This window comes from Amycolatopsis sp. NPDC114504, assembly GCF_055633595.1.
On sequence record NZ_JBVKDU010000004.1, the window covers coordinates 281147 to 306969 of the forward strand.

Consider the following 25823-nt stretch of genomic DNA (forward strand, 5'->3'; position numbering starts at 1 on the left):
GCGGGACCCGCCGGGGCGACCAGGACGCGCCCCGCGAGGCGCCTGCCTCTAGGATTCCGTCGGTGACCACCTACGACGACACGTTCGAGCACCTCGACGCCTCGGCCCTGCCGGAGCGGCAGCAGAAGATCCTGGTCGCGATCCGCGACTCGGTGGTTCGCCACGGCTACTCCCCCAGCACCCGCGAGATCGGCGAGGCCGTCGGCCTGCAGTCGACGTCGTCGGTGTCGAAGCACCTGGCGAGCCTGGAGGACAAGGGTTTCCTGCGCCGCGGCACCACGGTGTCGCGCCCGATGGACGTGCGCGCGTTCCTGCAGGGCGGCGAAGCGCGGGAGGACGCCGACTCGGTCCCGGTGCCGGTCGTCGGCGACATCGCCGCCGGCACGCCGATCTCGGCCGTGGAGCACGTCGACGACGTCCTCAAGCTCCCGCGCGACCTCACCGGGCGGGGCACCGTCTTCGGCCTGCGCGTGCGCGGTGACTCCATGATCGACGCCGCCATCTGCGACGGCGACATCGTCGTGGTCAAGCAGCAGACCGAGGCGCACTCGGGCCAGATCGTCGCGGCGATGATCGACGAGGAGGCGACGGTCAAGGTCTACCGTCGCCGCGACGGCCACGTCTACCTCGAGCCGCGCAACCCGGCCTACGACGTCATCGACGGCGACCGGGCGGCGATCCTGGGCGTGGTCGTGTCGGTGCTGCGGAGCGTCTGACCCGCTTCACCAGGTGACCGGCAGCTCGTACACGCCGTACACGGACCCGTCGTGCTTGAACGGGACCCGCTCGAGGTCGGTGGCCAGCGCCAGCGTCGGGATCCGCCGGTACAGCGTGCTGTAGACGACCTGCAGCTCGAGCCGGGCCAGCGGCTGCCCGAGGCACTGGTGGACGCCGAAGCCGAACGCGACCTGCCGGTGCGCGTCACGGGTGAGGTCGAGCCGGTCGCCGTCGGGGAAGACCGCCGGATCGCGGTTGGCGATGTCGCTCGCCATGATCAGGCCCTCGCCCGCGCGGATCGTCTCCCCGGCGATTTCGATGTCCTCCAGCGCGACGCGCCGGCGCCCGTTGTGGGTGATGTTCAAGTAGCGCAACAGCTCTTCGACCGCCGACGCGACCAGCGCCGGATCGTCGCCCTCGCGCAGCAACGCCAGCTGGTCCGGGTGCTCCAGCAGGGCCAGCGTGCCGAGCGCGATCATGTTCGCCGTCGTCTCGTGGCCGGCGACGAGCAGCAGGAAGCCCATCTGCGCCGCTTCGACCCGGGTCAGCTCGCCCGCCGCGACCCGGGCGGCGAGCCCGGAAAGCAGGTCGCCGGCCGGATTGTCGAGCTTCGCCCCCACCAGCCGGTCGAGGTAGCCGATCAGCGCCTGGAGCCCGGCCGTCCGCTCCTCGGGATGCGCGTCGCGGCGGACGATGACCTTGCTGTTCTCCTGGAAGAAGCCGTGGTCGGCGTACGGGACGCCGAGCAGCTCGCAGATCACCAGTGACGGCACCGGCAGCGCGAACGCCTCGACGAGGTCCACCGGCTTCGGGCCGGCCAGCAGCTCGTCGATCAGGTCGTCGACGATCCGCTGCACGGCCGGGCGCATGGCGGCGACCCGGCGGATCGTGAACGGCGCCGTCACCATCTTGCGCAGCCGCGCGTGCTCCGGGTTGTCCATGAGGATGAAGCCGAATCCGGTGCCGTTCTTCGGCAACGGCGCGGGGCTCGGGTACCCGGGCCGGGTGATGTCGGCGCTGACCCGGGGATCCGCCAGCAGCGCCCGCTGGTCGGCGTAGCGGGTCACCAGCCACGGCGTGCTGCCGTCCCACAGCCGGACCCGGGCGAGCGGGGTCTCCTCCTGCAGCGCGCGGGCGGCGGGCGGCGGGTCGAACGGGCAGCCCGCGGCCCGGGGCATCGGGAACTCGGGAATCTCGGTGGCCGTCATCGTTCCTCCACGGTGGCCGTCGGTTCGTCGGCAGTCAACCGAAGACTGCTACGCTAAGTCAAGCGACTGATTTAATTCGGACCTCCGGAGGACCGCCCCGTGCTCGACCCAGCCACCCCCGCCAGAGAGGCCTCGCCGCGCGCGAACCTCGTCGTCGCGGTCCTCGCCCTCGCGGGCATCACCGTCTCGCTGATGCAGACGCTGATCATCCCGCTGATCCCCGCCCTGCCCGGACTGCTGCACGCCTCCGCGGCCGACGCCACCTGGGCCATCACCGCCACCCTGCTCGCCGCGGCGGTGGCGACGCCGACCATGGGCCGCCTCGGCGACATGTACGGCAAGCGGCGGATGCTGCTGGTCAGCCTCGGCGCACTCGTCGTCGGCTCGGCGATCGGCGCGCTCTCCGACTCCCTCGTGCCGATGGTCGCCGGGCGGACGCTGCAGGGCCTGGCCGCCGGCGTGATCCCGCTCGGGATCAGCATCATGCGCGACGAGCTCCCCGCCGAACGGCTCGGCTCGGCGACGGCGCTGATGAGCGCGTCCCTCGGCGTCGGCGGCGCGCTCGGTCTGCCCGCGGCGGCGCTGCTGGCCGAAAACGCCGACTGGCACGTGCTCTTCTGGACCTCGGCCGGCCTCGGCCTGGTGGTCACCGCGCTGGTCGTCGCGCTCGTGCCGGAGTCTCCGGTGCGCACCGGCGGCCGGTTCGACGTCCTCGGCGCGGCCGGGCTTTCGATCGCCCTGGTCTGCCTGCTGCTGGCGATCTCGAAGGGTGCCGACTGGGGCTGGGGCAGCGCGGCCACGCTCGGCCTGCTCGCCGCGGCGGTCGTCGTCCTGGGCCTGTGGGGCCGGTGGGAGCTGCGCACCCCGCGGCCGCTGGTCGACCTGCGGACGAGCGTGCGGCGCCAGGTGCTGCTGACGAACATCGCGTCGGCGGTCTTCGGCTTCGCGATGTTCGCGATGTCGCTGGTGCTGCCGCAGCTGCTGCAGCTGCCGGCCGCCACCGGGTACGGCCTCGGGAAGTCGATGCTGGTGGTGGGCCTGGTGATGGCGCCGTCGGGGCTGGTCATGATGGCGCTGGCGCCGGTGTCCGCGCGCATCACGGCGACCCGCGGCCCGAAGACGACGCTGATGCTCGGCGCGGTCGTCGTCGCGGCCGGGTACGCGCTCGGCATCGTCCTGATGAGCGCGACCTGGCACCTCGTGCTGGTGTCGAGCATCATCGGCGGCGGGATCGGGCTGGCTTACGGCGCGATGCCGTCCCTCGTGATGGGCGCGGTGCCGGTGTCGGAGACCGCGGCCGCGAACAGCCTCAACACGCTGATGCGCTCGATCGGGACGTCGGTGTCGAGCGCCACGGCCGGGCTGATCCTCGCCCGGCTGACCGTCCGGTTCGGACCGGTGGAACTGCCTTCGCAGAACGGTTTCCGGCTCGTGCTGGGCATGGGGGCAGCCGCGGCGCTCATCGCACTGGCGGTCGCGGCGTTCCTGCCGCGGCACGCAGCGGCCTCGCCGGCGCCCGCGAGCCCGGAACCCGCGGCGGTGGGCCGCTGACCGACGGCGGTTCGCACGCCTCGGCCGCCAGCCACGCCGGAGAACACTGGGGCGACCGGGGCTTCGCGAGGAATCGGCAGGCGGCCGGCCACGCCGATGTCTCCGGCGGCACGCACCTCGGTTCGATCGCCCTAGCCGGCTCCGGCCGCCCGGGTTCAGGCCCGGGCGGCCGCGCCGTCGAGGTGGAGCACGCCGTCGGTGTGGTGCGCCGCGACGAACTCGGGACCCTTGGTGACGAGCCGCGCGATCGCCGTCGCGTGGCCGTGACCGAGGCCGTGCTCGGTCTTCAGCCACGTGACGATCTCGCCGTGCTTCGTGAGGTTCTTCCCGGCGGCCAGGTCGAGGAAACCGCGCGGGGTGATGCCGGTCTGCTTCTCCGCGTTGTCGAGGTAAGCCTGAAAAGACATGAGGACTCCTGGGTCGGGCCGAAAATTCTTCGGTCGGTCTCGCTTGTCCCCAAGGTCTCACCGACAACTTTTTTTGTCAAGACTTTCGGGCGACCACCGCGAGCGTCGTGTACGGCAACGTGAAGCCGCCGCCGAGCTCGTCGATGGCCGCGCCCACGTCGCCGAGCACGTCCGCCAGCGCGTCCGGCTCGAGCCGCGTCAGCCCGCCGGTCGTCGGCAGGAGATCCAGCCATTCGTCGCGGGTGTAGGCCCGCTCCCAGGCGAACCGCCACCGCTCGGGCGCGCCGAAGCGGCCCGACTCGCGGATGCCGTCGGCGAACTTGGTGAACATGATTTCGTAGAGCTCGGCCGGACTTCTCGGCTCCGCCGGCAGCTGCCACTCAGGCTGCACGCGCCGGATGCCCCGGGCGACGGCGTCGGCCACCGGGGCCGGCGGCTGGAACACGTGCGCGAAGAGGGCGAGCAGCCCACCGGGGCGCAGGACGTCGGCTGCCTTGCCGGCACCGGCGACCGGATCGACCCAGTGCCAGGACTGCCCGGCGACGACCGCGTCGAAGGTCCGTCCGGCGGCGTCCCAGTCTTCGAACGTCGCGACTTCGACGTCGAGACCGCTGTCGCGCGCGAAGGCCGCCATCCGCGGATCGGGGTCGACCCCGAGCACCCGGCGGCCGGCGGCGCGGAACTGCCGCGCCGCGATCCCGGTGCCGCAGCCGACATCGAGGAAGTCGGGACCGGGACTGGCGGCGACGACACGGGCGACGAGTTCGGCGGGATACTCGGGCCGGGCCCGGTCGTAGCGGCCGGCGTCGATCCCGAAGGATTCGGCGAAGGCACGGGCTTCATGAGGCTGAGTGGGCATGCGCCCACTTTAATGGGCACGTGCCCACTCGGGCAACCGCCTGGGCGTTCGCGGCGGGCGTAACGGAGAATGGGGTCATGCCGACCGGGGTCCACCTGCGCGACGTGCGCCAGCAGCTGTTCCACGCGGCCGAGCGGGTCTTGCTCCGCGACGGCCCGAACGCGCTGACCAGCCGCGCGGTGACGGCCGAGGCCGACGTCGCGAAGGGCGTCCTGCACCGGCACTTCACGGACTTCGACGCGTTCTTGGCGGACCTGGTACGCGACCGCATCGCCCGCCTGACGGACCAGGCGGCGATCCTCCAGGCCTCAGCGGGGACCCGCACGGTGGCGGCGAACCTGGTGGACGAGCTGACCGAGCTGTTCGACCCGGTCTCGATAGCGCTGACGAGCTTGATATTCATCCGCGACGAGCTGCGCGCCCGCCTGCGTCCCCCGGGCGACGGACTCCCCTTCTTGACGGAGGCGCGGGAAATGCTGTCGGCCTACCTGTCGGCGGAGCGAGCGCAAGGCCGCATCGCGGCGGACGCGAACGTGGATTCCCTGGCCCTGTCGTTGATCGGGGCGAGCCACCTGCTCTTCGCCGGCCGCCAACCCCACACCCTGCCGGACCCGTCGGAGCTGGAGAAGCTGATCGAGACGGTAATGGCGGACGCACTCCAGCGAAGGCTGCTGTAAAAGTCCGAAGTAGCCAAAAGCCTGGCCCGCAACGCAAAGCGACCACACGCGGGGGTCCGGGGGCGCGCCCCCGGCGGGGGCGTGGGGGTTCGACCCCCACAGGACACAACGAGAAGAGCCCTGTTCGCGCAGTCCGCGAACAGGGCTCACCCAGCGAATCTCGTGGGCGATACTGGGATCGAACCAGTGACCTCTTCGGTGTGAACGAAGCGCTCTCCCCCTGAGCTAATCGCCCGCGGTACGGACTTCCACGAGTTCCCGGGGGGTGGGCTCGTGGTGCGCGATACTGGGATTGAACCAGTGACCTCTTCCGTGTCAGGGAAGCGCTCTCCCGCTGAGCTAATCGCGCGCTGCGGAACTCCGTACTCGAGAAAGCATATCGGACGGCTGCGGAGCGTCAGCAGGGGGTCCGGTGTGACGGGCCGCACGGCGGAAACCGCCGTGACACGACGGCGTCGAAACGGGCACACTGCGAGAAGACAGCACGTCCGGCACCCCGGCCCTCGCCGGGGCCGGGCGCCGAGATCAGGAGAGTTTCCGCCCCGATGACCGACACCGTGTCCACTCCGCCCGCCGACCTGGACCGTGCCCCGGTGCGTCCGGGGCTCCTCATCGGCGTTCTCGTGCTGTCCGCGTTCGTGATGATCCTGAACGAGACGATCCTGAGCGTCGCGCTGCGTGACCTGACCGTCGACCTGCACGTGCCGACGACGACCGTGCAGTGGCTGACCAGCGGGTTCCTGCTGACGATGGCCGTCGTCATCCCCACCACCGGGTTCCTGCTGGAGCGGTTCACGCCGCGGCAGGTCTTCCTCTTCTCGCTGGCGGCGTTCAGCCTCGGCACGTTGCTGTGCGCGCTCGCGCCCGGGTTCGGGATGCTGATGGCGGGGCGCGTGGTGCAGGCGTGCGGCACGGCGGTGATGCTGCCGCTGCTGATGACGACGGTGATGCGGCTGGTGCCGCCGGAGCGGCGCGGCGCGACGATGGGCACGATCACGATCGTCATCGCGGTGGCGCCGGCGATCGGGCCGACGATCGGTGGCGCGGTGCTGTCGTCGCTGGGCTGGCGCTGGATGTTCTGGATCGTGCTGCCGCTGTCGATCGCGGCGCTGGTGACTGGCGCGCTGCAGCTGCGCCTGAACAGCGAGACGCGGCGGGTGCCGCTGGACGTGCCGTCGGTGCTGCTGTCGGCGATCGGGTTCGGCGGCGTGCTGTACGGGCTGTCGGCGACCGGCGAGCAGAGTGGCGCGGAGCCGCTGGTGCCGGCGTGGGTGCCGATCGTCGTGGGCGTCGTCGCGCTGGTGGTGTTCACGTGGCGGCAGCTGCGGCTGCAGCGGCGCGACCGGGCGCTACTGGACCTGCGGCCGTTCACGCACCGGAGTTTCGTGGTGGCACTGGTGCTGACGTCGCTGCTGTTCGTGTGCCTGATCGGCGCGGCGGCGATCCTGCTGCCGCTGTACCTGCAGACGGTGCTGCACACGAGCACGTTCGTGAGCGGGCTGGCGGTGCTGCCCGGCGGCCTGGTGCTGGGCCTGCTGGGCCGCCCGGTGGGAGCGCTGTTCGACAAGGTCGGCGCGCGCCCGCTGGTGATCCCGGGCGCGGCGGCGATGGCGGTGTCGCTGTGGCTGTTCACGACACTGGGGGCGGACTCGCCGCTGATCGCGGTGATCGGGATCCACGTGCTGCTGATGGCCGGGCTCGGGCTGATGATGACGCCGCTGTTCACCGAGTCGCTGGGATCGCTGCCGGAGCACCTCTACTCGCACGGGAGCGCGATCCTGTCGACGCTGCAGCAGGTGGCGGGGGCGCTGGGGACGGCGTTGTTCGTGAGCGTGGCGACGCTGTGGAGCGCGGACGGCGCGGCGGCGGGGCCGGACGCTTCGGGGCTGCGGGCCGCGTTCGTCGTGGCCGGGGTGATCGGAGTGCTGGCGTTCGCGGCGACGTGGACGATCCGGAAGTCCACGACGGGAGCGTCGAGCGCGCCGAAGCACTGACGCGACTGTCCATTCAGGACGAATAAGGTCCCGCTTCCGCTCAGCGAAGGCTGGGGGGAGACCTGCGAGCGAAAGCGGGAGTTCGAGGCCGGTACGGGGGTCGCCTCGCGGCGGGGAGCGCTGCACGGCTCCGGGCGGACCGGTGTTCCGTGGAGGCAATGGGTGAGGCCCGGGGACTCCTCCGTACCGACACCCGTTACAACGTCTCGCGCCCGCCGGTGTTCCTCGACGTGACCGGGCTCATGCCAGCATCCGGCTCAGGAGGACGCCCAGCCGGTTGCGGTCCGAGACGCCCAGTTCTGACGTCAGCGGGGCCAACTCCCTCGCCACCTCCGCGGTCAGTTCCGCGGCCAGCGAGTGGCCCGCCGGGGTCAGGCTGACGCGCACCGAACGGCCGTCGTCCTCGCTCGCCTGGCGCGCGACCAGACCACGGCGGACCGCCCGGTCGACCAGCCCGCTCACCGACGACCGGTCCAGCCCCAGGTGCGTCGCCAGCTCCGCCATCTTCGGCGTGCGGTCGCGCAGGATGCCCAGAACCCGCAGCTGCGTCAGGGAAAGCTCGTGCGCCGCCGCCACCTGGCTCAGGTGCGCCATCACCACGAAGGACACCTGGGCCAGGTTGTCCAGCACCTCGTCCGGTTCGGCCATGTCACCGACCCTACCTTGAACTAGTTGGCGATGCCACCTAAAGTAGTGGGCATTACCAACTAAAAGGAGCCGTCATGCGCGCCGCTGTCGTCACCGAGTTCGGGACTCCGCCCTCCTGCCTGGAGTTCGCCGAACCGCAGCCCACCAGCCCGGACGAGGTCCTCGTCGACGTCGTCGCCGCGGGCCTGCACCCCCGCGTCCGCTCCCAGGCCGATGGTTCGCACTACACCGAATCGGGTGCACTTCCGCTCGTCCCCGGCATCGACGGCGTCGGTCGCGCCCCCGATGGCACGCTGCGGTACTTCGTCCTGCCCGACACCTCGATGGGCTCGATGGCCGAACGGACCGTCGTGGACACCAGACGCAGCGTCGTCCTGCCCGAAGACGCCGATCCGGTGCTCGTCGCCGCCGGGATGAACCCCGCGATGTCGGCCTGGGTCGCGCTGCGCCGGCGGATCGAGTTCGCCGCCGGGCAGGACGTGCTCGTCCTGGGCGCCACCGGGAACGCCGGCCGGCTCGCCGTCCAGGTCGCGAAGCACCTCGGCGCGGGCCGGGTGGTCGCCGCCGGCCGCGACGCCGGGCGCCTCGCCACCGTGGACGCGGACGAGACCCTCACCTTCGACGAGCTCGGCAAGGCCGCCGACGTCGACGTCGTCCTCGACTACGTCTGGGGCCCGCCGACGGCCGACGCGCTCCGCACCATCGTCACCGAACGCGCCGACCGGGGCCGCCCGCTGACCTGGGTCGAGATCGGCTCGGTGGCCGGGCGGACCACCGAGCTCCCCTCGGCCGCGCTCCGGGCGGCCCGGCTGCAGCTCGTCGGCAGCGGGCAGGGTTCGGTGCCGACCCGGGACATCGTCGCGGAGCTGCACGCGCTCGTGAAGGAGATCGGCCGCTTCCGGATCGACGCGCGCGCGGTGCCCCTCCAGGACGTCGGAACAGCCTGGAGGAACACCGGCGAGACTCAGCGCGTCGTCATCACTCCGTGAGGTCCTTGACCTTCGGCGTCGCCCGCACGCCGGAGTGCACGTACCGCTCCCCCGTCGGCAGCGTGTAGAACGTCACCGACACCCAGCCCCGCATCCCCGCGGGGCTGTGGGCGAAGTGGCCCGGCCCGATCGGCACCAGCTCGTCCTCGGTCGTCGTCTCCGGGACCAGCTCGGCGAGCGGGCCGGTGACGGTCTGGCGCATCCACAGCTTCTGGTCGCGGGTGAGGACGTCGATCCGGACCGACTCCCGCTCGTAGACACCGAGGAACTCGGTGGCGTCGACCGCGGGCGGCACCGCGGCCGGCTCGAGCGGGCGCGGCATCGCCACGGCCGCCACCTCGGCGAAGATCTCGCCGTAGAGCTCCTCGTAGAGGTCGTGGGTGCTGCCGCCGTTGGCGAGCAGCGTGACCGCCAGCCCCTGCTCCGGCAGGATCCGCAGGAACGCCGACTGCCCGATCGTGTTGCCGTCGTGGCCGTACACGCGCCGGCCGTCCCAGCCGAAGCGGATCCAGCCGAGGCCCCACGAATCGCCGAGCGTGTCCTTGTCGGGCATCTCGAACTGCTCCTGGGTCATCGCCTCGGCCGACTCCGCCGAAAGCAGGCGCGAGCCGTCCGGGCCGAGGCCGCCGGTCAGGTGCAGGCGGGCGAACGCCAGGACGTCGTCGGTCGAGGCCGAGATGAGCCCGGCCGGGCCCGCCGAGCGCGGCAGCCCCCACACCGGCGCCGGCTGCGGCTCGGCGTCGCCCGCGGCGACGTGGCCCACCGCCGCGCGGTGCAGCATCGCTTCTTCCGGCAGGGTGCCCGTGCGCTTCAGGCCCAGCGGCGTGAACAGGCGCTCGCGCAGGGCCGCGTCCCAGGTCTTGCCGGTCAGCTTCTCGATCACCCGGCCGACGAGGACGAACCCCGAGTTGCAGTAGGACAGGGTCGCGCCGAGCGGATGGGACTGCGCGGCCTGGTCGAGCACCGCCACGTACTTCTCGAGGCAGTCGTCGCCGCGGCCGGTGTCGGTGAAGACGTCGCCGTCGATGCCGCTGGTGTGCGTCAGCAGGTGCCGCAGCGTCACCTTCTTCGTGACGTCGGGGTCGGCGAGCCGCAGCTCGGGCAGGACGTCGGCGATCGGCGCGTCGAGCTTCAGCAGCCCTTCGTCGACGAGCTGCATCGCGACGGTCGCCGTCCACACCTTGGTGATCGAGCCGATCTGGAACACCGAGTCGTCGGTGACCTCGACCCCGGTCGCCTTGTTGAGCACGCCGTGGCTCACCTGGACGACCTCGTCGCCGTCGAGCCGCAGGATGCCCAGCGCCGCACCGGGGACGCGGTGCTTGCGCGCGAGCTCGCCGAGGCGGCGGCGCCAGTGCGCGGCGTCGATCGGCACCCGCACCGGCTTGCCCGGCTCGCCCGCGTACTGCTCGACCCAGTCGGCGATGCGGCGGTTGAAGTCGGCGCGGTGCGACGGGCGGCCCTCGAGGATGAACAGGTGGGACGCGCCCGGGTACTGCACCATCCGGGTGGGCACGCCCTGTTCGCGCAGGGCGGTGAACCACTGCTCGGCCTGCCCGGCCGGGCAGCGGTCGTCGGCGGCGCCGTGCACGACCAGCGTCGGCGTGCGCACCTTTTCCACCTGAGCCAGCGGGGAAAGCGCCGCGTAGTGCGCGCGGTTCTCCGCCGGGATCGCCCCGAGCTCGGCGACCCCGAGATAGTGGCCGGCGTCGGACGTGCCGGCCATGCTGACGACGTCGCTGACGACCCCGCCCGCGACCGCGGCGGCGAACCGGTCGTCGCGGCTGGTCAGGTAGCAGGTCATGAAGCCGCCGTAGCTGTAGCCGGACACCGCGAGCCGCTTCGCGTCCGCCACCCCCTCGGCGACGAGGTCGTCCAGCGGCTCCAGGAAGTCCTTGGCGTCGGCCACGCCCCAGGCGCCGACCGCGGCGGTGAAGAACGCTTCGCCGTAGCCGTCGCTGCCGCGCGGGTTGAGCAGCAGGACCGCCCAGCCGCGGGCGGCGAGCCGCTGGTGGTAGAGGTGCACGGCGTCGGCGGTGCCGCTCCACGCGTTGTGCGGGCCGCCGTGGATGTCCAGCAGCAGCGGCAGCGGGCCGGTGCGGGCGGGGTCGCGCAGCAGCCAGCCGTGCACGACCGTGCCGTCGGAGACGGTGAACTCCCGCTCCTCGTGGGTGAACAGCTCGACGTCGTCGGGGCCGTGCGCGGTGTGCACCGTCTCCGCTCCCCCGGTGACGTCGACCGTCGCGATCTCGCCGTAGGACGTCGGCGTGGTGAGCAAAACCGCCGCGGTGCTCCCGGCGACGCTCAACGCGGCCACCGTCGTCCCGTTCTCGCCGAGGACCCGCCGCGGCTCGCCGCCGGTGACGTCGACGGCGTACAGGTGCGTGTAGCCGCGGTCGCGGACGCAGAACAGGACGGTCGAACCGTCGCCGGCGAGCTGCGGGAGCGCGCCCGGGTAGCCCGGGCCACCCGGCATCACGTTGCGGTCGAGCGGCGCGGCCAGGTCGACGGTTTCCCCGCCGTCCAAGGAGATCCGAAGCAGCCCGAGGTGCCCGGACGCGGTGTCGCGGCGGCCGACGACGAGCAGGGACTCGCCGTCCGCGGTCCACGTGACCGTCCCGCACATGCCGTCACCCGAGCCGGCCAGGCGGGGCTCGGCGGTGCGATCGGCGGCGTCGAGGACGTAGGCGCCCGAACGGAACGTCAGGTCGGGGTCGGCGTCGAGAGCCGCGGCGAAGGCCAGCCGTCCGCCGTCCGGCGACCAGGCGGGGTCGCCCGCGTGCCAGTCCCCCGCCGTCACGCGCCGGACCTCGCCGGTGGCGACGTCGAGGACGTGGACGTGCTTGCGCAGGGTCCGCAGCAGCCCGGCGCCGTCGGCCTTGAAGTCCAGCCGGTCGGCGACCACCGGCGCGTTCGCGCGACGCCCCTGGGCGCCGTCGTCCTCGCCTTCTTCGGCGTTGAGGTCGATCGGGGCGCTGAAGGCGATTTCGGCGCCGTCCGGGCGCCACACCGGCGTCCCCGCGCCGAGCGGGAGCGTGGTGACCTGCTCGGGCTCACCGCCGCCGGTGGGCAGCAGCCACAGCTGGGCCGGGCCGTCCTGGGCGCGCAGGAACGCGATTCGCGTCCCGTCCGGCGACCACGCCGGGGCCACGTCGCGGCGGCCGCGGGTCAGCCGGCGCGCCTTGCCGCCGCTCGTGGCGACCTGCCAGAGCGACGAGGTGTCCTCGTCCTTCTCGCGATCGGCGGTGCGCAGCACGTAGACGATCCGGGCGCCGTCGGGCGAGAGCGCCGGTTGCTCGGGGAACTCCAGGGCGTACAGGTCGTCGGTGCCGATACGGCGGGTCATGCGGATCTCCTTGTGGGATGACGGCTTCACGCGGCGAAGTGGCAGGCCGCGTGGTGCGGCCGGTGGGCGGCGTCGTCGGCCGGGTCGGCGCTGACGCAGAGCGTGCGATCGGTGTGCACGAGCGGGCCGATCGGGCACCGCGGGTGGTAGCGGCACCCGGGCGGCGGGTGGTGCGGGTCGGCGGGTTCGGTGTCGGCCAACGGGTCATCGGTGTCCGCGAGCAGGTTGCGGTGCGCCGAGGGCGCGGCGGCCAGCAGGTCCCGCGTGTACGGGTGCTGCGGGTCGGTGAGGACCTGCTCGGCGGGCCCGGCTTCGACGATCCGGCCGAGGTACATCACGGCGACGACGTCGCTGACGTACCGCACGACGGCGAGGTTGTGCGAGATGAACAGCATCGACAGCGCCAGCCGCCGCTGCACGTCGCGGACCAGGTTGAGCACCGCGCCCTGCACCGAGACGTCGAGCGCCGAGGTGATCTCGTCGGCGATCAGCACCTTCGGCTGCCCGGCCAGTGCCCGGGCGAGCGCGACGCGCTGACGTTGCCCGCCGGACAGCTGCCCGGGCAGCGTCGCGGCGCGGTCCGGGTCGAGCTGGACCAGCTCGAGCAGCCGCGCGACTTCGGCCCGGCGGGCACCGCGGGACGTGCCCTTCGGCATGGCCTCGGTGATCGACTCGCCGATCGCCATCCGCGGGTCCAGCGAGGAGTACGGGTCCTGGAACACCATCTGCAGCGGACGGCGCCGGGGCAGCCGCCGGACGTCGACGCCGTCGAGGCGAACCTGGCCCGCGCTGACCGGCGCGAGGCCGACCGCCGCCCGGGCGAGCGTCGACTTGCCCGAGCCGGACTCGCCGACCAGCCCGACGACCTTCCCGGACGGGACGGTCAGGCTGACGCCGTCGACGGCGGTCAGCTTGCCGTACCGGACGCTCACCGCGTCGAACTCCAGTGCGCTCACGCTGCACCCTCCTCCTGCGACTGTCCGGAAAGGACACTGACCTGCGGGTGCCAGCACGCGACCCGGTGCGCGTCCGCGGTCGGTTCCAGCACCGGGTCCTCGTCCCGGCAGCGGTCGGTCGCCAGCGGGCAGCGGGCGGCGAAGGCACAACCCTCCGGCACCTGGTCCGGCTCCGGCGGCCGGCCGGGGATCACGGCCAGTGGCTCGCCGCGGTCGGTTTCGAGGTCCACGGTCGTGGCCAGCAGCGCCCGCGTGTACGGGTGCTGGGCCGGGCTCCCGGTCGGCAGGTCCTCCACCACGCGCCCGGCGTACATCACCAGCATCCGTTCGCACGTCTGGGAAACGACGGCGATGTCGTGGCTGATGAGCAGGATCGCCGCGCCCTCGGCTTCACGCGTGCGGGCGAGCAGGCGCAGCACCTGCCGTTGCACGGTGACGTCGAGCGCGGTCGTGGGCTCGTCGGCGATGACGAGCTTCGGCTGCCCCATCAGGCCCATGCCGATCATCGCCCGCTGCCGCATGCCGCCGGAGAACTCGTGCGGGTACTGCCGGGCGCGCCGGGCCGCGGCCGGGACGCGCACCGCGGTCAGCCGGTCGATCGCGCGGGCGAACGCCGCCCGCCGCGACAGGCCGTGGTGCTGTTCGGACACCTCGGCGAGCTGCCCGCCGACCCGGCGGGCCGGGTTGAACGACGTCATCGGGTCCTGGAACACCATGGCGAGCGACGTGCCGAGCTCGCGGTCCGAGGCGGTCGCGAGCGGCGTCCCGGCGAACTCGAGCCGGTCGGCGGTCACCACGCCGGGCGCTTCGATCAGGCGGGACACGGCCAGCGCGGTCAGGCTCTTGCCGGAGCCCGACTCGCCGACGACGCCGATCGCCTCACCCGGGCGGACGCTGAAGCTCACGCCGCGCACCGGCACGGTCCACCCGGCCGGGCCCGGGAACGCGACCCGGAGGTTCTCGACGACGAGCACCGCGTCGGCGGCGGGCTCGGCCACGGCCGATTCCGGGGACGTGGCCGACGGCGGGAGCGCCCCGCGTCGCGTCGCCCGCGTCCGGACCCCGATCACCCCGGCGACCATCTCGCCGACCAGGTTGAACGCCAGCCCGGCCAGGACCACCGCCGCGCAGGGCGCGAGCGCGGCCACCGGGTTCACGTAGATGCCGTCGAGGCCTTCGCGCAGCAGCCGGCCCCAGTCGTACTCCGGGGCCTGCACGCCGATCCCGAGGAAGGACAGCCCGGCGAAGGCCAGCAGCGCCGAGCCGGCCCCGATGGTCGCGTTGACGACGAGGGGCTCCCCGATGTTGGGCAGCACGTGCCGGGCCAGCAGCCGGATCCGGCCGACGCCGGACACCCGGGCCGCGGCGATGTAGTCCCGCCCGGCCACCGACGCGGACAGCGTCTGCACCAGCCGGGCGAACGCCGGCGCCACCGCGAACGCGATCGCCAGCACCGCACCTTGCGTGCCCACGCCGAAGATCACCGCGAGGAACAGCGCCAGCAGCAGCCCCGGGAACGCGACCGCGACGTTGACCGCCGCGGTGAGCAGCCGGCCCGCCCAGCGCGGCAGCACCGACGGCAGCGTCCCGAGGATCACCCCGGCGGTGACGCCGATCGCCGTGGCCAGCACCGCGAGGCCGACCGAGAGCCGGGTCGCGACCAGCGTGCGGAAGAAGAGGTCGCGGCCGAGGGAGTCGGTGCCGAACCAGTGCGCCGCGGACGGGCTCTGGCCGATCGCGTCCGTGTCGATCGCGGCGGCGGAGTCACCCCACAGCAGCGGGGCCAGCACCGCCAGCAGCACGACCCCCGCGAGCAGGACCGCCGAGCACGCGCCGACCGGCGTGCGCACGGCCGCCGCCCAGACCGAACCGCGTCGCGCCATCTCACGCCTCCCGGATGGCCGAGCGCGGGTCGAGCACCCCGAGCACGACGTCGACGAGCAGGTTCACCAGCAGCACGCCGACGCCGTAGACCAGCACGATCCCCTGCACCAGCGGGTAGTCCTTCTGCAGGATCGAAGCGACGATCGTCGAGCCGAGGCCGGGCCAGGCGAAGACGTTCTCCACCAGCACCGTGCCCGCGACCATCCCGGTCAGCATCAGCCCGCCCAGGGTGAGCGTCGCGGTCAGCGCGTTCGGCAGCGCGTGCCGGACGTACACCAGCCGCGCGGGCAGCCGCTTGGCCCGCGCGGTGCGGACGAAGTCGGCGCCCAGCACCGAAAGCAGCTCCACCCGGACCATCCGCGCGAGCACCGCCGCCGGCCCGGCCGCCAGGGCCGCCACCGGCAGGACGTACGCGCTCACGTCGTCGCTGCCGGCCACCGGGAACCAGCCGAGGCCGACGGCGAGCAGCGCCACCAGCCCGACCGCGACCAGGAACTCCGGGATGGCGGCGACGAACACGCTCACCGACGTGAAGCCCAGCTCCGCGCCCCGGCGACGGCCGCCGCGGGTCAGCACCGCGAAGCAGACGCCGACCGGGATCGCGACGACGACCACGACGGCGAAGGCCAGCACCGCCAGCTGCAGGGTCGAGGGCAGCCGGTCGCCGATCACCTGCGCCACCGGCTGCCCGCTCGCCATCGACGTCCCGAAGTCGCCGGACAGCAGGTTGCGCACGTAGTGCCCGTACTGCACCCACAGCGGGTCGTCCAGGCCGAGCTCCGCCCGCTTGGCCGCCACCAGCTCGGCGGGCGCGGTCAGGCCGAGCGCGGCCCGCACCGGGTCGCCGGGAACGAGGTGGATCATCAGGAACGCCGCGGTGAGCAGCGCCCACAGGGACACGGCGAACCGGGCCAGCCGCCGCGCGGCGAACGCCGGCCACGGGCTGCCCCGCAGGCCGGCGGGCGCCGCCGCGGTCGTCACTTGGCCAGCATCCGGATCGAGGACGGCGTCAGGCTGCCCTGGCTGAGGGCGAACTTCGCGCCGCTGGCGTAGGTCGGCACGACGGAGTCGAAGTACGGCACCGCGTCCACCCGCTTGATCAGCGCGGTCTCCGCCGCGTTCCAGTCCGCGCAGCTGGCTTCGCCGGGCTTCGTGGCCGCCTGCTGCGCCGCCTGGTCGTACCCGGGGTTGGCGACGTGGGCGAAGTTGGTGCCGTCGGGCGCGGCCGGGCCGGAGACGAACGGGACCAGCTGGCTCGGCAGCGAGAACCCGACCGGGCCGAGGGACACCTCCCACTCGCCGGTGCCGAACAGCGCCTGGCTGAGGCCGGGGCTGTCGACCGCCTTGAGCGTCACGTCGGCGCCGAGCGACTTCCACGTCTGCTGCGCGAGCTCCGCGGTCGGTGCCATCGTCGGGCCGAGCTGGGTGCCGTAGAGGACGGTGAGCGAGAGCTTCTTGCCGTCCTTGGCACGCACACCGTCCGCGCCCTTCTGCCAGCCCGCGGCGTCCAAAGAGGACGCCGCCGCGGCCGGGTCGTGGGCCGGCAGGTTCCCGGTGACGGTGTCGCCGGGGCACACCGCCGGCTCGTTCGTGATCATGCCCTTCGACGGCTTGCCGGCGCCGCTGGTGAGCACCTTGCCGAGCTGGGGCAGGTCGAGCGCCTGGGTGAGCGCCTTGCGGACGGCTTCGTCCTGTCCGGGCCGCCCGGCGGCCTGGTTGTAGAACACCTCGCCCATCGGTGCGGTGAAGTCGGTGTGGAAGAGCTTGCGCGCCTCCAGCCGCTGCCGGTCCGGCCCGTTGATCTGGGCCGCGTTCAGCTCACCCGAGAGCAGCAGGTTCGTCGCGGTCGTCGTGTTGGGGATGACGCGGATGGTGACTTTGTCCGGCAAGCCGGTCTCGGCCTTCCAATCGCCCGGGCCCCACGTGTAGTCCTTGCGGCGGGTGAACGTGTAGTGGTCGCTGGGCACGGACTCGGTGACGGCGAACATCCCGGTGCCCGCGTCGCCCTTGGCGAGCAGCTTGCGGTCCGCGAGCCCCTTGGCGCAGGCGATCGGCACGCCGCCGACGTTGCGGGCCAGGAACGCGTCCGGCTTGCCGCTGGTGACGCTGATCGTGCCGGCCGCGTCCGCGGTCGCCTTGGTGCCGGGGGCGACGTAGAGGCCGGCGATCGGCGACTTGTTCGCGGGGTCGCCGACGAAGTTGAGGTTGGCCGCGACGTCGGCGGCGGTCAGCGGGCTGCCGTCCGCGCAGGTGAGGCCCGGGCGCAGGGTGAAGGACGCGCTCGTCGTCGTCGCCTCCCACTTGGCGGCGAGCCCCGGGACGAGCTTGCCGCCGTCGTCGAGGTTCAGCAGCGAGTCGTAGAGGAACCGGTCGACCTGGATGGCCACCGACAGCACGGTCATGTGCGGGTCGAGGCTGCCCGGGTCGGAGCCGACGCCGAGGCTGAACGTCTTGCCGTCCACCGGGGTGCCGTCGCCGGAGCCGGCGGTGCCGCCCGATCCCCCGCAGGCGGTCGCGGCCAGGGCGAGCACCCCGAGCAGGACCACCGCGGTCCGTGTCTTGGTCATGGGGTTTCCTTCCGCAGGTGGGCCACGGCGAGGCGGGCGGCCTCGCCGATCGCGGCGTCGACGGCGGGTTGCCGCTCGGCGAGGGAGTCCGCGCGGGTGAAGACGGCGACGGCGAACCGGCGACCGTCCGGGTAGGACACGACGCCCGCTTCGTTGCGCACCGCGGGCAGGGTGCCGGTCTTGGCCGCGACGGCGACGTCAGAGGGGAAGCCGGAGGAGATCCGGTGGGGCCAGATCTGCTTCGCCATGATGTCCCGGACCCTCTCGCACGCGGCCGGTTCCGCGGCACGGTCGGTCCAGATCGCGTCGAGCAGCGTGGTGATCTCCCGGGGCGTGGAGGCCGAGGTGCGCTCCGGGTCGAGCACCGCGAGCTTCCACGTCCGCTCCGGCGTCGCACCGGCGAACACGGCGTCGAGGTCGGCGTCTTCGTCCGCGCCGAGGTCCGCCAGCACCGAAGCGAAGAGGTCCTCGCAGCAGCCGATCAGCCGGGTGCGGTGCAGGTCCAGGTCGGTCAGGACGCGGTCGACGGCGTCCCGGCCGACGCGGTGGTAGAGGACGTCGGTCGCCGCGTTGTCGCTCATGGTCAGCATGAACAGCGCGAGGTCGCGCCAGCTCATCTCGACGTCGTCGGCGCAGCCCGCGGTGCCGATGCCGCCGATGCGGTAGCGCGTCCCGACCCGCGTCCGCTCGGTCTCGTCCAGCCGGCCCGCGACGACCTCGCGGGCGTAGGCGACGGCGACCGGGATCTTGAACACCGACGCGAGCACCACCGGGTCGTCCGCGCCGACGGCGACCTCCGGCCCGCCGCCGATCTCCCGCGCGTGCACGAAGCCTCGCGCGCCGGCCGCGGCGAAGACGTCGGCGATCTCCGTTTCGACCGGGCTCACACGCTCACCCGCCGATCGGCCCGGCCGGTGTGCAGGTACAGCGCGCGGCCGGTGCCGTCGTCGCCGACGAAGGCGTGCGGCAGGTACATGCCCTGCGTCGGCTCGGCCAGGATCAGCGTGTCGCCGGTCATCGCGACCAGCTCGACCCGGTCGGGCTTGGCCAGCTCCGCGAAGATCCCCTTCGGGACGCGCTCGACCCAGACGCGGCCGTCGTCGTCCTGGCTGACCGTGATGTCCGCGACCGACGACGCGTACTCGCCGACGTACCGGGTGGCGTCGATGCGGGGCGCCGCCGAATCCGGCACGGCCGGCACCGGCGGCACGGCGAGCTCGATGCCGGTCAGCTCCTTCAGGAGGTGGCCGACGACCTCGGTGTAGACGGCGACCGGGTCGCCGCCGTTCGTCAGCAGGGCGATGGCGACGTCGTGCCCGGGCGCGAGGCGCAGGAACGACGACTGGCCGATCGTGCCGCCGTCGTGGCCGGCGACCGCGCCGCCGTCCCAGTCGAAGAGCGACCAGCCGAGGCCCCACGCCCGGCCCATCAGGCCGAGGTCGGGCAGCTCCACCTGGCGTTCCCGCATGGCGCGGGCGCTTTCCGCGCTCAGCACGCGGGTGCCGTCGAGGCCTTCGCCGTCGCGCAGGTGCATGGCCGCGAACGTCACGAGGTCGCGTGGCCGCATCGCGAGCATCGAGCCGGCCGGGGCGTTGGACGGCGTCAGCGCCCAGGTGCCGGCGGGCACGGGGTCGGCACCCGGCTCGGGCGTGAGGTGACCCAGCGCCGCCCGGAAGCGGATCGCCTCGTACGGGCTCGCGGCGGCGTGCGTCAGTCCCAAGGGGACGAACAGGTGCTCGGCCAGGCAGTCGTTGTAGGGCTTGCCGCGCAGCACTTCCACGACGCGCCCGAGCACGCAGAACGCGGCGTTGTTGTAGGAGAACATCTCGCCGGGGGCGAACAGCTGGGGCACGTCGCCCAGGGTGGCGATCAGCTTCCCGACGCAGTCGTCGCCGCGGCCGGTGTCGGTGAAGATGTCGCCCTCGAAGCCGGAGGTGTGGCACATGAGCTGCCGGACGGTGATCCGCGCGGCCGCGTCCTCGTCGGCGAGCGTGAACTCCGGCAGGTACTTCCGCACGGGTGCGTCGAGGTCGAGCGCGCCCTCGTCGACGAGCTGCATCGCCAGGGTCGTCGTCCAGATCTTGGTGATCGACCCGATCTGGAACAACGAGTCGGTGTCGGCCTCGACGCCGGTGCCCTTGTTGAGCACGCCGGCCGCGTGGTCGATGATCTCGCCGCCGGCGTACACGGCCACGGCCGCGCCGGGCACGCGGTGCTCGGCCAGGACGGCCGGGAGCCGGGTCTCGAGCCAGGCGGCGAGTTCGGTGAGTTTCGACATGGGTGCCTCTCGTCCGACGATGGGGAACCGGCGATGCGGGGATGCTAGGACGGGGATCGGGGCGGCCGATTCGTCGAAACCGACGAGACCCGGGGAAAGTTTCATCCCCGCGGACGAATCACCCCGGGCGGATCACCGCGGTCGCAGGCGCCGCGGCAGGGCCGACCGGGCCGCCGCGTACCCCACCGCGACCCGGATCCGGACCTTCGACGTCGTGACCGCCGCCCGGACCGCGTACTGCCGGGCCCGCGCGATCACCGTGTCCACTGTGGTCATGTCGTGAGCCACTCCTTCGCGGTGGTGACCTCGGCCAGCCGCGCCGGGATCGGGGTGACGCCGAGGCCGGGCCCGGACGGCACCGGCAGCCGCCCGCCTTCGAGCACGAACGGCTCGGTGATGTCCTCGGTGTAGAACCGGTCCGACGCCGAGGTGTCGCCCGGCAGGGTGAAGCCGGGCAGCGACGCCAGCGCGACGTTGGCCGCCCGGCCCAGCCCGGTCTCGATCATCCCGCCGCACCAGACCGGGACGCCGTGCGCGGCGCAGACGTCGTGCACCCGCCGCGCCTCCAGGTACCCGCCGACACGGCTCGGCTTGATGTTGACGATCCGGCACGCGCCGAGCCTGATCGCGTCCGCGGCCGACCTCGCGGACACGACCGACTCGTCCAGGCAGATCGGGGTCCGGATGTGCTTGGCCAGCTCGGCGTGGCCGAGCACGTCCTCCTCTTCGAGGGGCTGCTCGATCAGCAGCAGCTCGAAGGGGTCGAGCCGCTGCAGCTGCGGCACGTCCGAGAGCGTGTACGCCGTGTTCGCGTCGACCTGCAGCAGGATGTCGTCGCCGAAGCGCTCGCGGACCGCGCGCACCGGCTCGACGTCCCAGCCGGGCTCGATCTTCAGCTTGATCCGGACGTACCCGTCGTCGAGGTAGCCGCCGACGACGTCGAGGAGCTTCGGGACGGTGTCCATGATGCCGACCGACACCCCGCACGGCACCGAGTCCCGGGTGGACCCCAGCGCCGTGCCGAAGGACACGCCGTGGGCGCGCAGCTCCGCGTCGAGCACCGCCATCTCCAGCGCGGCCTTGGCCATCCGGTGGCCCTTGAACTTCTCGAGCAGCGGGGCGACCTTGTTCGCGGTCAGGTCGCCGGCCGCGAGGAGCGTGGGCACGAGGAACGTCCGCAGCACGTGCTCGACGCCGTCGACGTACTCCGAGGAGTAGAGGGGGTCGACCATCGCCCCGCACTCGCCCCAGCCCTCGCCTTCGGACGTCACCGCGCGCAGGAGCAGCAGCTCGCGTTCGTTCTGCGTGCCGAACGACGTCCGGAACGGCGCGACCAGCGGCATCCGGACACGCAGGAGTTCCACCCCGGTGAGTTTCACGACGACTGCTCCTTCGCGACCACGTACCAGCCGGCACGATCGAATCCGATGACCGAGGCGCCGCCGGCCAGCAGGCCGCCGAGCACGTCCCGCAACGCGACCCGCCATGCCTGGCCCCGGCCGGGGTCGGTGCGCCGCAGCGCCTCGATGTCCGGCGGCACGGCGACGAGCACGACCGGTGCGTCGGCGGGCCCGGTGACCGGGCCGCCGTCGGGGCCGGCCGCCAGTGCGACCGCGGCGCCCCGGGCCCGCAGCGTGGCCGCGTCGAGCGGGGCCGGCTTGCCTTCGGCCGCCGCCCGCACGGCCGGGCTCGTCAGGTCCCAGACGGCCATGATGCGGTCGGTGTCGCCGCCGCCGTTGATGCCGTCCTCCATCGGGCCGTAGAAGTCGGGCAGGTACTGCGACGGCCGGGCGGCCAGCTTGGTCAGGTTGAAGTGGGCGTTGCGCCGCACCAGCGGGTCGAACGTCCACGAGATCACCGGGACGTCCTGGCGCAGCGCCCAGGCGCGCTGGTGCAGCTTGAGCGCGAAGCCGATGCCGCGGCCGAGCCCCGCCGTCGCGACCCCGGCGATGTGGCTGTGCAGTCCCCCTTTCGCGGGGCCGCCGAAGAACCCGAAGCAGGCACCGAGGAGATCCGGCCCGTCGAACGCGCCCCCGACGTAGTTGCCCGCCGAAACCATGGCGCGCAACAGTTCGGACGTCACGGGCTGGTTGCCCGGAGCCGGGCGCCAGATCGACTCGAAGAGCCGGGTCACGGCGGTCAGGTCGGCGACCTCGGCCAGGGTCCGGACGTGGACCCCCGAGGCCGTGGCGGCGGCGGACGCCGTGGTGGCCGCCTCGTCCCGCAGCGGCAGGGCTGTGTTCGTCACGACTTCTGTCACGCCTCCGATCTTCTCCGGGCGCGGTCTCCCCGTCACCGTTGTCCCGCACCGGATTCGCCCCGCGCGTTCGTCGCGGCGGACGAACTCCGTTGCGCCAGCACGGTTTCGGTGAGCGCCCGGAGCAGCGCGGTGCGCCGGGGCAGCTCGGCGACGAGGACGTGTTCGTGGTCGGCGTGGGCCCCGCCGCCGACCGCGCCGAGGCCGTCGAGCGTCGGGATGCCCAGTCCCGCCGTGAAGTTGCCGTCGGACGCGCCGCCGACCGCCGCCTCGGTGAGCGGTCCCGTCGCGAGCTTCCGGGCCAGTGCGAACAGGTCTGCCGACGCGGGCGCGTCCAGCGGCGGCCGGTTGATGCCGCCGGCGATGCGGATCCGCGCGTTCTCGTGCACCGGCCGCAGGGTGCGGACAGCTCGGTCGACGCGGTCCTGCTCGGCGACGTCCCACACGCGGACGTCCACGGCGACCCGGGCTTCCGCGGGCACGGTGTTGGTCGTCGTGCCCGCCGTCAGCGCGGTCGGGACGACGGTGGTGCCGCGGCCGGCGTCGGCGAGCGCGGCCACCGCGAGGATCTGGTGGGCGACCTCGATCCCCGCGTTGACACCCTTCTCGGGTTCGAGCCCGGCGTGCGCGGCGCGGCCCTCGACCTCGATCCAGTACTGCGAAACACCTTTGCGGCGGGTCTTCAGCGCGCCGCCGTCGGCCGAGGCTTCGAGCACGAAGACCGCGTCGCAGGTCTTGGCTTCCTCCTCGATCAGGACGCGGGACCGCGGTGAGCCGATCTCCTCGTCGCCCGTGATGAGGATCGAGAGACCGTCCCGGTCGGGCAGCGCCGCGGCGGCGTGCAGGGCCATCACGACGCCGGCCTTCATGTCGAAGCAGCCGGGTCCGCGCAGGACGCCGTCGCGGACCTCGAACGGGTGCGTGCGCAGGGAACCCAGCGGCCAGACGGTGTCGTGGTGGCCGAGCAGCAGGACGCGCGGCGGGCCGTCGCCGAACCGCCAGCGCAGGTGGGTGCAGCCGTCGGTGACGAGGCGTTCGGGCTCGGCGCCGAGCAGGCGGCGCCCGATCCCGGCGACGACGTCGGCACTGCGGGCGACGGCGTCGTGGTCCTGCGACGGTGACTCGCAGCGGACGAGCGTCTCGATGTCGTCGATCACCGGGGCTCCCCTCGCAGCGGCTTGCCCGGCAGCGCGCCGGTGTCCAGGTTTCCTTCGCTGACAACGGGAACGCCGGCGACGTACAGGTGCCGGACGCCGACCGACGGGCGGGTGGGGTCGGTGTAGGTGGCGGCGTCGGTGATCTTCGCCGGGTCGAGGACGACGAGGTCGGCGTCGGCGCCGGCCCCGAGGTGTCCCTTGCCGCGAGCCGCGGGTGCGACGTCGTCGAGGAGCCGCGAAGGCAGGTACGAGCAGCGGCGGAACGCTTCGAGCCAGCTCCACGCCCCGGCTTCCCGGACCATCAGGCGCAGGGTCTTGGCGAAGGTGCCGGCGGTCCGCGGGTGTGTGGTGCCGCCCGCGGGCAGCGGCCACTCGGTGCTCTCGGTGCCGCCGTCCTTCCAGTAGACGGGCATGGCGTCGCTGGCGACGACGGCGTCGGGGAACGCGAGCGCCTGGTGCAGCAGGCCGCGGTCGCGGGGGTCCTGCTCGTCCAGGAACTCGAGGAGGCAGGGCGCGCCCGGGTCGGCTTGCCTCAGCTCGCGCAGGCGGGCTTCGTCACGGACCCGCTCCCCCGTCTCGAGGATGACGACGCTCGAGGGCTTCAACCCCTTGAGCCGCAAGCGGTCCGGGTCGATGAAGGCGGCGCCGACGGCCGTGCTGCCCGCGCCGTACGGGTAGGCCTCGGCGGTGACGCGCGAGCCTTCGCGGCGGGCGATGTCGAGGGTGGCGAGGACGCGGTCGATGTGGTGCCCGGAGGTGCTGTTGACGTGGCAGTGGTGCATCGCGGCACCGGTCTCGCCCGCGGCGGCGACGATCTCGACGGAACCGTCGACCGGGATCGCGGGGTCGACCTCGACCAGCTCGCGGACGTGGGTGTAGGTGGGCACGCCGGCCTTCGCGGCGAGGTGCGCGACGGCCAGGAACTCGCCGGGCTCGGTCGCGGGCGCGTAGCCCATGAGGATGCCGATGCCCAGCGCGCCTTTCGCGAGTTCGGCTTCGAGCAGGGAAAGCCACGCGGCGAGCTCGGTCTTCGTGGAGCTGCGTTGCCACCGCGGGTTCCCGAGGATGGCGAGGCCGCTGTCGATGCTGGCGTCGGGGGCGATGTTCGCGAGGACCTGCGCCCGGGCGGCGCCCCAGGAGGCGGAGAAGCCGTAGTGCAGCGGCCGCCCGGCTCGTGCGGCCTCGGCGTAGGCGCGGTCGACGGGCATCAGGCCGGCTTCGAGGTCGAGGGCGGTGGTGACGCCGTCCATGGCCTGCAGCCGCTGCCCGGCGATGGAGTGGACGTGGCTGTGCAGGTCGACGAACCCGGGCCCGACGACGAGTCCCGCCACGTCGACTTCGGTGGCGTCCGGCGCGTGGAGGCCCGGACCGACGGCTTCGACGTGGCCGCCGTCCAGGAGGACGTCGGCGATGCCGTCGAAGCCGCTCCCGGGGTCCACGACCCGGCCGCCCCGCAAGAGTGTCCGCACCTGTACGCCTCCTCGTCGTCGCTTCCCGGCGACGTTAGGAGGATTTCGGGCGGGACCGTTCGTCCGCGACGACGAATCGGAGCGGCGCGGTTGATCCGCGCGGACGAACTCTGTCAGGCCGGCGTGACCGGGGCCCGCAGCAGGCCGGTGACGGCGTCGATCAGGCCCGTCCCGGCGTCGTCCCAGGTCGCGCGCGGGGTCGGGGTTCCCTCGGCCAGCGCCCGCTCGCGCTCCGCCGTCATGTGGATCATCAGCTGCCTCGCCATGTCGCCGCGCTCCGCGCGGACGTCGGCCGGCAGGCCGTCCAGGCACCGGTTCAGCCCTTCCACCGCGCGCGCGAGCGCCGGGGAGGCCAGCGACTCCTCCGCGATGATCTCCCGCAGCGCCGGGTCGGTCATCACCTGGGCGCTGAACCGGGCGAACCACGTCGGGGCGCCCAGGTCACGCAGGTACGTCGTGCTCGGGCGGACCAGGCAGGCCACCCAGTCACGCAGGCCCGCGTCCCCGCCGACCCCCTCGACGAGCTCCGCGCGCAGCCGCTCCATCGGCCCGGTGTGCTTGCGGACGATCGCGCGGACCAGGTCGACCTTGGTGCCGAAGTGGTAGTTGACGGCCGCGTTGTTGCCCTGCCCGGCGGCCTCGCTGATGTGCCGGTTGGACACCACCTGCACCCCGTGCTCGGCGAACAGCCGCTCCGCCGTCACCAGGATGCTCTCCCGCGTCGCACTCGCGCGGGCCGCCTTCACGTTCATTCCGAAACCCACCTGATCATCCACTGGCCCCCCACCTTACGGAGCCGCCGCGCTGGCGAGAAATCGGCGGAGCGTGGCAGAACAGCCACTGGCTGCCCGGGCCCGCC

Annotated in this window: 22 protein-coding genes and 2 tRNA genes; 5 read left to right on the forward strand and 19 right to left on the reverse strand. The window is 73.1% G+C overall.

Features of this window, described 5'->3' with window-relative positions:
* Positions 1–62: 62 nt before the first annotated feature.
* On the forward strand, positions 63–716 hold the full coding sequence (gene lexA / locus ACZ7PG_RS31035) for a transcriptional repressor LexA (protein ID WP_470242673.1): 654 nt from the start codon (positions 63–65) through the stop codon (positions 714–716).
* A 6-nt stretch (positions 717–722) separates the two neighbouring features.
* Here the strand turns inward: lexA and ACZ7PG_RS31040 are convergent, their stop codons facing one another.
* Positions 723–1925 carry a cytochrome P450 gene (locus ACZ7PG_RS31040; protein ID WP_470242674.1) on the reverse strand — a complete coding sequence of 401 codons (1203 nt, stop codon included), beginning with the start codon at positions 1923–1925 and terminating at the stop codon, positions 723–725.
* Between the two features lie 99 nt (positions 1926–2024).
* On the opposite strand from ACZ7PG_RS31040, the gene ACZ7PG_RS31045 reads away from it, so the two are divergent.
* Positions 2025–3476 carry an MFS transporter gene (locus ACZ7PG_RS31045; RefSeq protein WP_470242675.1) on the forward strand — a complete coding sequence of 484 codons (1452 nt, stop codon included), beginning with the start codon at positions 2025–2027 and terminating at the stop codon, positions 3474–3476.
* Between the two features lie 155 nt (positions 3477–3631).
* On the opposite strand, the gene ACZ7PG_RS31050 is transcribed toward ACZ7PG_RS31045, so the two are convergent.
* A complete protein-coding gene (locus ACZ7PG_RS31050; RefSeq protein ID WP_470242676.1) occupies positions 3632–3883 on the reverse strand; it encodes a DUF4287 domain-containing protein in 252 nt (83 codons plus the stop codon).
* Positions 3884–3959: 76 nt separating this feature from the next.
* Positions 3960–4742 (reverse strand): class I SAM-dependent methyltransferase, encoded by a 783-nt coding sequence (locus tag ACZ7PG_RS31055; protein ID WP_470242677.1) that lies wholly within the window; start codon positions 4740–4742, stop codon positions 3960–3962.
* 77 nt (positions 4743–4819) lie between these two features.
* Between ACZ7PG_RS31055 and ACZ7PG_RS31060 the strand changes: the two genes are divergently transcribed.
* On the forward strand, positions 4820–5419 hold the full coding sequence (locus ACZ7PG_RS31060) for a TetR/AcrR family transcriptional regulator (protein WP_470242678.1): 600 nt from the start codon (positions 4820–4822) through the stop codon (positions 5417–5419).
* 163 nt (positions 5420–5582) lie between these two features.
* Here ACZ7PG_RS31060 and ACZ7PG_RS31065 read toward each other — a convergent pair.
* Both ACZ7PG_RS31065 and ACZ7PG_RS31070 read right to left on the reverse strand, forming a co-directional pair.
* Positions 5583–5654 (reverse strand) — tRNA-Val (locus tag ACZ7PG_RS31065).
* Between the two features lie 39 nt (positions 5655–5693).
* Positions 5694–5768 (reverse strand) — tRNA-Val (locus tag ACZ7PG_RS31070).
* A 196-nt stretch (positions 5769–5964) separates the two neighbouring features.
* On the opposite strand from ACZ7PG_RS31070, the gene ACZ7PG_RS31075 reads away from it, so the two are divergent.
* On the forward strand, positions 5965–7413 hold the full coding sequence (locus ACZ7PG_RS31075; RefSeq protein WP_470242679.1) for a DHA2 family efflux MFS transporter permease subunit: 1449 nt from the start codon (positions 5965–5967) through the stop codon (positions 7411–7413).
* Positions 7414–7653: 240 nt separating this feature from the next.
* On the opposite strand, the gene ACZ7PG_RS31080 is transcribed toward ACZ7PG_RS31075, so the two are convergent.
* Positions 7654–8061 carry a MarR family winged helix-turn-helix transcriptional regulator gene (locus ACZ7PG_RS31080; protein WP_470242680.1) on the reverse strand — a complete coding sequence of 136 codons (408 nt, stop codon included), beginning with the start codon at positions 8059–8061 and terminating at the stop codon, positions 7654–7656.
* Positions 8062–8135: 74 nt separating this feature from the next.
* Between ACZ7PG_RS31080 and ACZ7PG_RS31085 the strand changes: the two genes are divergently transcribed.
* Positions 8136–9050 (forward strand): quinone oxidoreductase family protein, encoded by a 915-nt coding sequence (locus ACZ7PG_RS31085; protein ID WP_470242681.1) that lies wholly within the window; start codon positions 8136–8138, stop codon positions 9048–9050.
* On the opposite strand, the gene ACZ7PG_RS31090 is transcribed toward ACZ7PG_RS31085, so the two are convergent.
* From ACZ7PG_RS31090 to ACZ7PG_RS31150, 13 genes are all read right to left on the reverse strand, one after another.
* The gene (locus tag ACZ7PG_RS31090) at positions 9040–12396 is read right to left on the reverse strand and encodes a serine hydrolase (protein ID WP_470242682.1); all 3357 of its coding nucleotides are present in this window, start codon (positions 12394–12396) and stop codon (positions 9040–9042) included. The genes ACZ7PG_RS31085 and ACZ7PG_RS31090 overlap by 11 nt on opposite strands.
* A 26-nt stretch (positions 12397–12422) precedes the next feature.
* Positions 12423–13352: an ABC transporter ATP-binding protein gene (locus tag ACZ7PG_RS31095; protein WP_470242683.1), complete on the reverse strand. Its 930-nt coding sequence runs from the start codon at positions 13350–13352 to the stop codon at positions 12423–12425.
* On the reverse strand, positions 13349–15235 hold the full coding sequence (locus ACZ7PG_RS31100) for a dipeptide/oligopeptide/nickel ABC transporter permease/ATP-binding protein (RefSeq protein WP_470242684.1): 1887 nt from the start codon (positions 15233–15235) through the stop codon (positions 13349–13351). Before ACZ7PG_RS31100 ends, ACZ7PG_RS31095 begins: the two co-directional genes overlap by 4 nt.
* A 1-nt stretch (position 15236) precedes the next feature.
* Complete coding sequence (locus tag ACZ7PG_RS31105) at positions 15237–16217, reverse strand: ABC transporter permease (protein WP_470242685.1); 981 nt, start codon at positions 16215–16217, stop codon at positions 15237–15239.
* On the reverse strand, positions 16214–17803 hold the full coding sequence (locus ACZ7PG_RS31110) for an ABC transporter substrate-binding protein (protein WP_470242686.1): 1590 nt from the start codon (positions 17801–17803) through the stop codon (positions 16214–16216). The genes ACZ7PG_RS31105 and ACZ7PG_RS31110 overlap by 4 nt, the downstream gene beginning before the upstream one ends.
* On the reverse strand, positions 17800–18690 hold the full coding sequence (locus ACZ7PG_RS31115; protein ID WP_470242687.1) for a serine hydrolase: 891 nt from the start codon (positions 18688–18690) through the stop codon (positions 17800–17802). The genes ACZ7PG_RS31110 and ACZ7PG_RS31115 overlap by 4 nt, the downstream gene beginning before the upstream one ends.
* Entirely contained in the window at positions 18687–20081 is a 1395-nt protein-coding gene (locus ACZ7PG_RS31120) for a serine hydrolase domain-containing protein (protein WP_470242688.1), read from the reverse strand. The genes ACZ7PG_RS31115 and ACZ7PG_RS31120 overlap by 4 nt, the downstream gene beginning before the upstream one ends.
* 132 nt (positions 20082–20213) lie before the next feature.
* Complete coding sequence (locus ACZ7PG_RS31125; RefSeq protein WP_470242689.1) at positions 20214–20357, reverse strand: hypothetical protein; 144 nt, start codon at positions 20355–20357, stop codon at positions 20214–20216.
* Complete coding sequence (gene menC / locus ACZ7PG_RS31130) at positions 20354–21460, reverse strand: o-succinylbenzoate synthase (RefSeq protein ID WP_470242690.1); 1107 nt, start codon at positions 21458–21460, stop codon at positions 20354–20356. Before menC ends, ACZ7PG_RS31125 begins: the two co-directional genes overlap by 4 nt.
* Entirely contained in the window at positions 21457–22341 is an 885-nt protein-coding gene (locus ACZ7PG_RS31135; protein WP_470242691.1) for a GNAT family N-acetyltransferase, read from the reverse strand. The genes menC and ACZ7PG_RS31135 overlap by 4 nt, the downstream gene beginning before the upstream one ends.
* Positions 22342–22373: 32 nt before the next feature.
* Positions 22374–23495 carry a M20 family metallopeptidase gene (locus tag ACZ7PG_RS31140; protein ID WP_470242692.1) on the reverse strand — a complete coding sequence of 374 codons (1122 nt, stop codon included), beginning with the start codon at positions 23493–23495 and terminating at the stop codon, positions 22374–22376.
* Complete coding sequence (locus ACZ7PG_RS31145; RefSeq protein ID WP_470242693.1) at positions 23492–24964, reverse strand: amidohydrolase family protein; 1473 nt, start codon at positions 24962–24964, stop codon at positions 23492–23494. Before ACZ7PG_RS31145 ends, ACZ7PG_RS31140 begins: the two co-directional genes overlap by 4 nt.
* Positions 24965–25077: 113 nt before the next feature.
* Positions 25078–25716: a TetR/AcrR family transcriptional regulator gene (locus ACZ7PG_RS31150; protein WP_470242694.1), complete on the reverse strand. Its 639-nt coding sequence runs from the start codon at positions 25714–25716 to the stop codon at positions 25078–25080.
* Positions 25717–25823 lie beyond the last annotated feature (107 nt).